We start from the raw sequence: 9,632 nt of genomic DNA on the forward strand, positions 1-9,632 counted from the left end.
CGCATGTGGCCTGAGGAAGCACAGAATAGCGTCCGAGGTGGCCGCTGTCGCCCGGACGACGGACTCGGGTGTCCCTGTCAGCGCAGGCGCAGCAGTGCGACGGCCGCCTCCGTCACCGGCAAGTCGCAGACCTTGCCGTGGCAGACGTAGGCGGCGTCGGCGCCGTCGACCGGTCCACGATCGGCCAGCAGCGGGAGCGAGTCCTTCTCCCCCGCCACGATCACCGTCCCGCCGGGGGCACCGCGTCGAATCGCGGTCGCCATCGCGCCATCGCCCGCGACGGTCTGCGCGACGGCCACCTGGAGGGGCCCGGCCGTGCGCGCCAGCACGGTCGAGAGCCAGTGGCCCGCCGATCGCGGCGCCTTCGCGAGGATCAGTCCCGACCGCCCGATGGTGGCGTCGAGCAGTTCCTCGTACCGTGCGGCGGCATCCAGGTCGGGCGTCAGCAGCGACGCCAACAGCAGTGCTTCGGCGGCGAGCGACGCGCCGGCCGGGGTGGCGCCGTCGACCGGATCGCGGGGGCGCAGCAGCAGGTCGACGTCGTCGTGCGCGTCGTACCAGGCGCCCTCGGCCTCCGGGTCGACGAAGACCGCGATCATCCGCTCGACGATCTCCAACGCGGCGGTCCGCCACTCCACCTCGCCGGTCACCTGGTGCAGGGTCAGCAGCGCGGTCACGAATGCGGCGTAGTCGTCGAGTCCGCCGAGCGGGACCGCAGCACGACCGTCGAGCGAGGAGCGTCGGACATCGCCGTCCACCCGGTGCAGCGTGAGCAGTCCGCGCGCGCACTCGGCGGCGCGTTCCACCCACGACGAACGCCCCAGTGCCGCACCGCCTTCGGCCAACGCGGTGACCGCCATCGCGTTCCACGCGGTGACGACCTTGTCGTCGCGGTCGGGCTGGGGACGCTCGTCGCGCGCGGCGCGCAGCCGGGTCCGCACCGAGGCGAAGCGGAGCAGATCGTCGGGGTCGCGCAACAGCTGCAGCGTGGACGAGCCGTGCTCGAAGGTGCCTGTCTCGGTGACGGTGAACACCTCGGCGGCCCAGGCGCCGTCGTCGGGCCCGAGGACGGCGACGAGCTCGTCGGGACGCCACACATAGGTCAGTCCTTCGACGCCCTCGGTGTCCGCGTCGAGCGACGACGCATATCCCGTTCCCGTCCACAGATCCTCGTCCAGGAACGCGACGGTCTCCTCGGCGATGCGCAGTGCGAGCGCGTCGCCGCGACGCGCGAGGTGTACGTAGGCGCGCAGCAGGAGCGCATTGTCGTAGAGCATCTTCTCGAAGTGCGGGACCACCCACTCCGCGTCGACGGCGTAGCGCGCGAAACCGCCTGCGAGCTGGTCGTAGATGCCGCCGCGGGCCATCGCATGAGCGGTGCGCGTCGCCGCGTCGGCGGCGTCGGCGTGACCGGCGAGCTCGTCGGCGCGCAGCAGGGATTCCAGCAGTGCCGTCGGCGGGAACTTCGGTGCGCCGCCGAATCCCGACGACCGCGGGTCCTCGTCGGCCAGGATCGCGCGCACCGCGTCAGCCAACAGTTGCGCATCCGGTAGCGGTCCGGACGGCAGCGACTCCGAGTTGGCGCGCAGGTGTTCGGCGATCTTGGTTCCCGCGACCAGCACCTCGTCGCGCCGCTGCGTCCACGTCCGCGTGATCGCGTCCATCACCTCGGTGAACCCGGGCATCCCGTTGCGGGCGTGCGGCGGATAGTAGGTGCCGCAGTAGAAGGGGTCGCCGTCGGGGGTCAGGAAGCAGGTCATCGGCCAGCCGCCCTGCCCGGTCATCGCGACGGTCGCGGCCATGTAGATCGAGTCGATGTCGGGGCGTTCCTCGCGGTCCACCTTGATGCACACGAAGTCGCGGTTCATCTGCTCGGCGAGGTGCTCGTCCTCGAACGTCTCGTGCGCCATCACGTGACACCAGTGGCACGCGGCGTAGCCGACAGACAGGAGGACCGGCACGTCGCGCTCACGCGCCTGGGCGAACGCGTCGTCGCCCCACTCCTGCCAGTCCACCGGGTTGCCCGCGTGCTGCTTCAGGTACGGGCTCGAGGACTGCGCGAGACGGTTCATGGCTCCATGGTGCCTCACCGCCGACCTGCGTCGGGCCTCACCGGTCCAGGGGCACCTCGTCCGACGCCCGAGTGTCGTCCGCGCCGTACTCGCTGGCCGCCCAGGAGGCGAGCAACTGGATCCGCTCGGCCGACGGCGAGCCCGGCTCCGCGGCGTAGACCGTCAGGGTGAGCCCCGGCTCGGACTCCATCTCCATCCCCTCGTAGGCCACCGTCACCTCGCCGACGACGTCGTGGTGGAACGTCTTGATCCCGGTGCCGTGATGCCGGACGTCGTGCGAACCCCACCGCGCGCGGAAGTCGTTGCTGCGGGTGCAGAGTTCCCCGATCAGATCGTGCAGGTCTTTGTTGTGCGGATCGCGACCGGCCTCCGTGCGCAGGATGGCGACGGTGACGTCGGCGAATCGATCCCAGTCCGGATAGAACTGCTGCGCCCGATCGTCCAGGAAGGTGTAGCGCGCCATGTTCGGCGGCTGGCCCGGCATGTCGAAGACGTCTTTGTAGAACGCGCGCCCCAGCGGGTTCGCGGCCAGGATGTCGAGACGACCGTTGCGTACGAACGCGGGACCGGCGGTGATGGCGTCGAGCACCCACTGCAAGCTCTCGTGCGGCCGCCACGACTTCGGGTTCCGACGGCGGGGCGGACGGGCGACGGGGCTCGCGGCGTGCGCCAGGTCGAACAGGTGGGCGCGTTCGGCGTCGTCGAGTCGCAGCGCTCGAGCGAGGGCGTCCAGGATCTCCGGTGACGCTCCGCTGATGGCCCCGCGCTCGATCTTCGTGTAGTACTCCACACTCACGCCGGCGAGCGTGGCCACCTCGGTGCGACGCAGCCCGGCCACCCGACGGTTGGTGCCTGCGGGCAATCCCACCTGGTCGGGGGTCACCCGAGCACGCCGCGACGTCAGGAATTCCCGCACTTGTGCTCGATTGTCCATGTGTCAACGGTAAGCCGAGGCGGCAGTCGCTGGGAGGCTCTCGCAGTACCCCTCTCGAGCGGGACTCCCGCGAGGAGAGGTGACAGAGGAACGTGGATCTCGGCAGCGGATCCGCGCTGTCTCGACTCACGAAAGACCACCGCATGCCACCCATCGCCTCCCGACGCACTGTCGGGAACGCGCTCGCCACGCTGCTCATGGTGTTGACCGTGTTCGGTCCCATCTCCATGGACCTGTATCTGCCGGTGCTGCCCGCGCTGACCGACGACCTCGACGCGACGACGTCGGCCGCACAGCTCACGCTCACCGCGTGCCTCATCGGACTCGCCGTCGGCCAGGTGATCGCCGGACCTCTCTCCGACCGGTTCGGCCGCCGAACACCGCTGATCATCGGGATCGTCGCCTACATCGCCGCGTCGGCGCTGTGCGCGGTGAGCCCCACCATCGTCACCCTGGTCGTCGCCCGCCTCGTGCAGGGGCTGGCCGGTGCGGTCGGCATCGTCATCGCGCAAGCCGCCGGGCGCGATGTGTACGAGGGCGGTGCGCTGATCCGCTACTACGCACGACTGACGGTGCTCGGCGGTCTCGCTGCGATCATCGGCCCGGTGATCGGCGGCCAACTCGCGCAGGTCACCGATTGGCGCGGCACGTTCACGTTCCTGGCCGTGATCGGGGTGGTGCTGTTGCTCGCCACGCTCGTCGTCTTCCGAGAGACGCTGCCGGTGGAGCGACGGATCGCGGGCGGCCGCGCACACACCTCACGCGCTTTCCGGCGACTGTTGCGCGACCACCACTTCGTCGGAGCGGTGCTCGTCTGCGGCCTCACTTATGCAGCCCTCTTCGCGTACCTGTCCGGTGCCACCTACATTCTCCAAGGCGGTTACGGGCTGTCGCCGCAGGCGTACTCGATCGCGTTCGGCGCCAACTCTGCGGGCTTCATGGCCTGCGGTTGGCTCGCCGGACGAGCCTCCGAGCGCTGGTCGCGACGCGGCACGCTGGTGGTCGGCGTCGTGATCAGCGGGATCGCGGCCCTCGGTCTGCTCGCCGCCGGACTGTGGCACCTGCCGCTGGCTGTGGTGCTGATCTCCCTGTTCACGCTCGCGTCGGGCGTCGCGGTCGGTTCGCCGGCGGCGACCGCCCTCGCGCTGGCCGACTATCCAGACCTGGCCGGAACCGCGTCGTCGATCTTCGGCTGCGCCCGGTTCGGCTTGGGCGGGCTGGCGGCGCCGCTGGTCGGAATCGGCGGCGGGCAGAGCGCGCTGCCGCTCGGCGTCGTGACCGTGGTGTCGGTCGGCCTCGCCGGCGTCGCCTATGCCGTCCTCCTCCGCCGTCGTTCGCCGACGCCGTCACCGACCGTCACCGCATCGACACCCGATCCGGTGCCTGCACCCTCCCACTGAAACCCTCAACCAAGGAGTCATCATGACCGATCACTTCGATCAGCTCTTCCCGCTCGGTGAGCCGAACACCGCCTACGCCCAGTACTTCATCGGCCAGAGTTACCTCGCACCGGTCGCCGACGGGCCGGTGCCGGTCAGCAACGTGTCGTTCGAACCCGGATGCCGCAATAACTGGCACATTCATCACGGCGCTGCGGGAGGCGGCGACCAGATCCTCCTGTGCACGGCAGGCAGCGGCTGGTACCAGGCGGAGGGCCGGGCCCCCGTCAGCATGAAGCCCGGCGACGTGATCCGGGTGCCCGCAGGTACCAAGCACTGGCACGGCGCCAAGGCCGACGCGTGGTTCTCGCACCTCGCGTTCATCACACCGGGCGACGACGTCCGCAACGAATGGCTCGAACCCGTCACCGACGAGGTGTACGGACAGCTTCCGACGAACGGAGACGATGCATGACCGCACTGACCCAGACCTACACCCTCGCCAACGACGTCCAGATTCCCGCGCTGGGGCTCGGGACCTGGTTCATCGACGACGCGGCGGCCGCCGACGCGGTCCGTGCCGCCATCGACCTCGGGTATCGCAACATCGACACCGCGCAGGCGTACGGCAACGAGCGCGGCGTCGGCGAAGGCATACGGACCGCGAGCGTCCCCCGCGATCGTCTCTTCGTCTCCACCAAGCTGGCCGCCGAGATCAAGGACTACGACGACGCCGTCGCCGCCATCGACGGCTCGCTGGAGACGCTCGGGCTCGACTACGTCGACCTCATGCTGATCCACTCCCCGCAACCGTGGAACGATTTTCGTGGCGGCGACTACGCCGACGGCAACCTGGCCGCCTGGACGGCGCTCGAAGCCGCCTATCAGGCCGGACGCGTCCGCGCCATCGGGGTGTCGAACTTCGTGGAGGCGGATCTGGAGAACATCCGCACGCGCGGTGTCGTCGCACCCCACGTGAATCAGATCCTCGTGCACGCCGGGAACACGCCGTCCGCCCTGATCGACTACTGCCGACGCAACGACATCCTCGTCCAGGCGTACTCGCCGATCGCTCACGGGGAGATCCTCGACAACCCGCAGGTCGTCGCGATCGCCGACAAGTACGGTGTGAGCGTGCCCCAACTGTGCATCCGGTACACCCTGCAGTTGGGCACCGTGTCGCTGCCCAAGACCGCGAATCCGGACCATATGCGCGCCAACGCCGACGTCGACTTCACGATCTCCGACGACGACATGACCGCGCTGCGGGATCTCAACGACCGCGATTACGGCGAGTCGAGCGTGTTTCCCGTGTACAGCGGAAAGTAGCGAGCACTCGGGCGAAACCCCGTAGCAGGCGTCCTACACCGGCTACGGGGTTCTGTGCTCCTCATCGGATCCCTTGGCCTCGTCGGACGTTCCCGTGTTCTCGTCGGCGGCGGGCGGCTGCGTCGGGTCGGCGTCGACGCGGTCGGTCCCGTCGTCGAACGCCTGATCGGCTTCGGGATTCTCCGTGTCGAAACTCTCCGGCAGTTTCTTGAGCTGCTTGTTCATCGACCGGATCAACAGGAAGACGGCGACCAGCAGCAACAGGATGATCAGCAGTCCGACCGGCGACGCTTTACCGAACTCCGGGCCCTTCGCGGGCTCTTCGGCCAGGAACATCGCGGCGTGAGTCGGGAGGGACAGGACGTTCATTACTGCTCGATTCCGGTGAAGAGATCGTTCTCGGGAAGATCGGTGTGCACCCGAGTCTGCGCCAACTCGAACTCCTCGGTCGGCCACAGCCGCTGCTGCCATTCCATCGGCACAGCGAAGAAGAACCCGTTCGGGTCGATCTGCGTCGCATGCGCACGCAGTGCGGCATCACGCTGGGGGAAGTACTCGGCGCACTCGACCTGGGTGGTCACGCGGGCCATCATGTCGCCCTGATTGCGGCGCCACTTGTTCAGCCACTCGGTGAACGGGCTCTCCTGACCGGCCTTCTCGAACTCCTCGGAGAAGGCCAGGATCCGGTCGCGGATGAAGCCGTGCGTGTAGTACAGCTTCAGCGGTGTCCACGGCTCGCCGGCGTCCGGGTACTTGTCGGGGTCGCCCGCCGACTCCCACGCCGCCATCGAGACCTCGTGGCACTTGATGTGGTCGGGGTGCGGGTAGCCGCCGTTCTCGTCGTACGTGATGATCACGTGCGGTCGGAACTCGCGGATCACCGCCGTCAGCCGCTCGTCGGCCTCCTCCACGGGAACCAACGCGAAGCAGCCCTCGGGCAGCGGAGGCAGCGGATCGCCTTCCGGCAGACCCGAATCGACGAATCCCAGCCAACGCTGTTCCACGCCGAGCGCCGCGGCCGCGGCGGCCATCTCCTCGCGTCGGACCTCGGGCAGGTTCTCCAGCACCCCCGGTCGATCCATCGCCGGATTCAGGATGTCGCCGCGTTCGCCGCCGGTCAGCGTGACAACCATCACCTCAGCGCCCTGCGCGGCGTATCGTGCCAGGGTGGCGGCCGCTTTGCTCGACTCGTCGTCGGGATGGGCGTGGACTGCCATGAGTCGTAGCCCGTTCGCGCGTTCGGTCACGCTTCCTCACCTTCGCTCGCTCTTACTGAACATGGTAGGTATTGACACGTGAGCACATCAGACGGGGGCCATGACCAGCAGACTCCGCGCAGCGGCCCTCGAGCGACGTACCCCACAGAACGCACTCCGAGTGCCAAGCGTCGCTGGTTCTACACGCTCGGCGTCGCGGTGATCATCGCAGGCGTCGGCCTGGCGGTCATCGGCTACCAGCGATTCGGCGACCCCGACATCTCCGGTCAGGCCACCGCCTACGAGCTCCTCTCGTCCGATCGGGTGGCCGTGCAGTACACGGTCAATCGCGCGAATCCCGACGACGCCGTCGTGTGCATCGTCCGTGCCCGCGCCAAGGACGGTTCCGAAGTCGGCCGTCGTGAGATCTTGATTCCGCCCGGCGATCAAACGCAGGTCGGCGCACGAACCGAGGTCTCGACGTCCGAACCGGGCGTGATCGGCGAACTGTTCGGCTGCGGAACGGACGTCCCGCCCTACCTCCGCCCGAACGCATGACCCGGTCGGGCAAGGCGGTCTTCGCCAGAATCGCCACCCCGTACTTCGCGGTTCTCACCGCGGTGTTCGTCGGCGTGATGCTCATCAGCAACATCGCCGCCACCAAAGCCGTCGTGCTGTTCGACTGGCTCCAGTTCGATCTCGGACCGCTGCACGTCAACGGCCTCGTGACCGACGGCGCGTTCTTCCTGTTCCCGCTCAGCTATGTGATCGGCGACGTCATCAGCGAGGTATACGGCTTCCGTGCGATGCGTCGTACCATCGCCTCGGGCTTCGGTGTGATCGTCCTTGCCTCCCTGTGCTTCTGGGTCGCGATCGAGCTCCCCGCCGCCGACTTCTACGACGGCCAGGCCGGCTTCGAAGCCGTGCTCGGCACCGTCCCGAGAATCGTCGCCGCCGGTCTCGCCGGATACGTCGTCGGCGAGCTCTTGAACTCGTTCGTTCTCGTGAAGATGAAGGAGCGCGCCGGCGAACAGCATCTGTGGGCTCGGCTCATCGGCTCGACCGTCGTCGGGGAGTTCTTCGACACCCTGGTCTTCTGCTCCATCGCCGCGACGGCGATCGGCATCAGCACCTGGTCCGATTTCATCAACTACGTGGTGATCGGATTCGTGTGGAAGACGTTGGTGGAGATCGTGATCATGCCGGTCACCTACACCGTCGTCCGGTACCTCAAACGCGCCGAACCCACGTATCGCGAAGCACTCGAAACTGTTACGCAGGTCACCCGAAATGTGCCATAGGCCACAGGCGCTGGTACGCTAGACGGTGCACGGCTCCGCAAGGGGCCGTGTTGCTGCATTTAGAGCAGTCCACTAGCGGACAGCAAAGGAGACCACAATGACCGATGCGGGTGTGACCTGGTTGACGCCGGAGTCGTTCGAGCGCTTGAAGGGTGAGCTCGATTCGCTCATCGCGAATCGGCCGGTCATTGCCGCCGAGATCAACGAGCGTCGCGAAGAGGGCGACCTCAAGGAGAACGGCGGCTACCACGCAGCGCGTGAGGAGCAGGGCCAGCAGGAAGCGCGTATTCGCCAGCTGCAGGATCTGCTGAACAAGGCCCAGGTCGGCGAGGCCCCGAAGCAGTCGGGCGTGGCGCTCCCCGGATCGGTCGTGACCGTCTACTACGACGGCGACGAGTCCGACAAGGAGACCTTCCTGATCGCGACGCGCGAGGAAGGCTCCGGCGACATCGAGATCTACTCGCCGAGCTCGCCGCTCGGCGCTGCCCTGATCGACGCGAAGGTCGGCGAGACCCGCACGTACACCGTGCCCAGCGGCGCCGAGATCAGCGTGACGCTGGTCAGCGCCGAGCCGTACCAGCCGTAAGACTGTCGATAAGGCCGGTCCGCACAGCGGACCGGCCTTATCGCATGCGCGACATGCGTCTCCCGACGATCTCCGGCACTTGCGTCTCCCACCGACCGTTGCGTCGTCCCGGACGACGCAACGGTTCACGGGAGACGCGGACTCAGCCGCGGTCGATGATCCAATCAGTCTCGCGCGACGCCGATTCCACGTCAGGCCGTTCACCGTTGATGAGATCGCGGAGCTGCCGCTCCAGATCGGAGAGCAATTCGTTGCTCTCCTGCTCCGCCGCGCGGTCCAGGATCCGAGTATTCGCGCCGGGAATCAAATAGACCGGAGGGACTTCCAGAGCCCGCGCCAATCGATAGACGGTCGACAATTCCGGATTCGCCAAACCCGATTTACTGTTGCTGACCGCACGCTCGAGATTCGACACCGCATTCCGATGCAATCCCGACCGTTCTGCCACTTCCTCCTGCGACAGTCCCCGCGCCTTCCGCAACGTCACCAGGCGATGACCGAAGGCAAACGCATAGGTATCCCACTCGAGGGATCCAAAGTCTGCAGTCGGCACACAACCAATGTGTCGAGCACACACCAGAATGTCCGCACACAGTAGTGTGCATAATCTCCGACCTGCACTTATAGCATGAAATCTCTTGTCACAGAGGCATCTTCGCGATCGTCGCCCGCGTGAACTCGAGCGCCCGGTCGCAGATCTGAGAGGGCGGCGGGTGCGGTTGTCCTAGGGCAGTGACCATCGTGTCGACCGCAGCAGCGCCTGATTGCACATACGTCGCACAATAGAAGCCGCTCGTGGTGTAGTGCACCCCGACAGTCCTGCTTCCGACGAGGT

The 9,632-nt window shown here is 67.4% G+C and carries 11 protein-coding genes; 6 read left to right on the plus strand and 5 right to left on the minus strand.

What is annotated here, in order from left to right:
* Positions 1–77 precede the first annotated feature (77 nt).
* Positions 78–2,072 (minus strand): thioredoxin domain-containing protein, encoded by a 1,995-nt coding sequence (locus tag GH2_RS09625; RefSeq protein ID WP_066166442.1) that lies wholly within the window; start codon positions 2,070–2,072, stop codon positions 78–80.
* Positions 2,073–2,109: 37 nt separating this feature from the next.
* Positions 2,110–3,006, minus strand: a complete 897-nt coding sequence (locus tag GH2_RS09630; RefSeq protein WP_066166445.1) for a helix-turn-helix transcriptional regulator — start codon at positions 3,004–3,006, stop codon at positions 2,110–2,112.
* Between the two features lie 143 nt (positions 3,007–3,149).
* Here GH2_RS09630 and GH2_RS09635 point away from each other — a divergent pair, with 143 nt between their 5' ends.
* Genes GH2_RS09635 through GH2_RS09645 form a run of 3 tightly spaced genes read left to right on the plus strand, consistent with a single transcriptional unit; the run spans position 3,150 to position 5,714 of the window.
* Positions 3,150–4,406, plus strand: coding sequence for a multidrug effflux MFS transporter (locus tag GH2_RS09635; protein ID WP_066166662.1), 1,257 nt, complete (start codon positions 3,150–3,152; stop codon positions 4,404–4,406).
* A 22-nt stretch (positions 4,407–4,428) separates the two neighbouring features.
* Positions 4,429–4,860 carry a cupin domain-containing protein gene (locus GH2_RS09640; RefSeq protein WP_066166448.1) on the plus strand — a complete coding sequence of 144 codons (432 nt, stop codon included), beginning with the start codon at positions 4,429–4,431 and terminating at the stop codon, positions 4,858–4,860.
* On the plus strand, positions 4,857–5,714 hold the full coding sequence (locus tag GH2_RS09645) for an aldo/keto reductase (RefSeq protein ID WP_066166451.1): 858 nt from the start codon (positions 4,857–4,859) through the stop codon (positions 5,712–5,714). Before GH2_RS09640 ends, GH2_RS09645 begins: the two co-directional genes overlap by 4 nt.
* Positions 5,715–5,756: 42 nt before the next feature.
* Here the strand turns inward: GH2_RS09645 and GH2_RS09650 are convergent, their stop codons facing one another.
* Positions 5,757–6,083, minus strand: coding sequence for a hypothetical protein (locus tag GH2_RS09650; protein WP_066166454.1), 327 nt, complete (start codon positions 6,081–6,083; stop codon positions 5,757–5,759).
* On the minus strand, positions 6,083–6,931 hold the full coding sequence (mca, locus tag GH2_RS09655; protein ID WP_066166456.1) for a mycothiol conjugate amidase Mca: 849 nt from the start codon (positions 6,929–6,931) through the stop codon (positions 6,083–6,085). Before mca ends, GH2_RS09650 begins: the two co-directional genes overlap by 1 nt.
* A gap of 78 nt (positions 6,932–7,009) precedes the next feature.
* On the opposite strand from mca, the gene GH2_RS09660 reads away from it, so the two are divergent.
* From GH2_RS09660 to greA, 3 genes are all read left to right on the plus strand, one after another.
* Positions 7,010–7,468 (plus strand): DUF4307 domain-containing protein, encoded by a 459-nt coding sequence (locus tag GH2_RS09660; protein WP_066166460.1) that lies wholly within the window; start codon positions 7,010–7,012, stop codon positions 7,466–7,468.
* Complete coding sequence (locus tag GH2_RS09665) at positions 7,465–8,211, plus strand: queuosine precursor transporter (protein ID WP_066166463.1); 747 nt, start codon at positions 7,465–7,467, stop codon at positions 8,209–8,211. Before GH2_RS09660 ends, GH2_RS09665 begins: the two co-directional genes overlap by 4 nt.
* Before the next feature lie 97 nt (positions 8,212–8,308).
* The gene (greA, locus tag GH2_RS09670) at positions 8,309–8,797 is read left to right on the plus strand and encodes a transcription elongation factor GreA (RefSeq protein WP_066166466.1); all 489 of its coding nucleotides are present in this window, start codon (positions 8,309–8,311) and stop codon (positions 8,795–8,797) included.
* A gap of 142 nt (positions 8,798–8,939) precedes the next feature.
* Here the strand turns inward: greA and GH2_RS09675 are convergent, their stop codons facing one another.
* On the minus strand, positions 8,940–9,350 hold the full coding sequence (locus GH2_RS09675) for a helix-turn-helix domain-containing protein (RefSeq protein WP_066166468.1): 411 nt from the start codon (positions 9,348–9,350) through the stop codon (positions 8,940–8,942).
* Positions 9,351–9,632 lie beyond the last annotated feature (282 nt).

This window comes from Gordonia hydrophobica NBRC 16057 (assembly GCF_001592365.1).
Classification (GTDB): domain Bacteria; phylum Actinomycetota; class Actinomycetes; order Mycobacteriales; family Mycobacteriaceae; genus Gordonia; species Gordonia hydrophobica.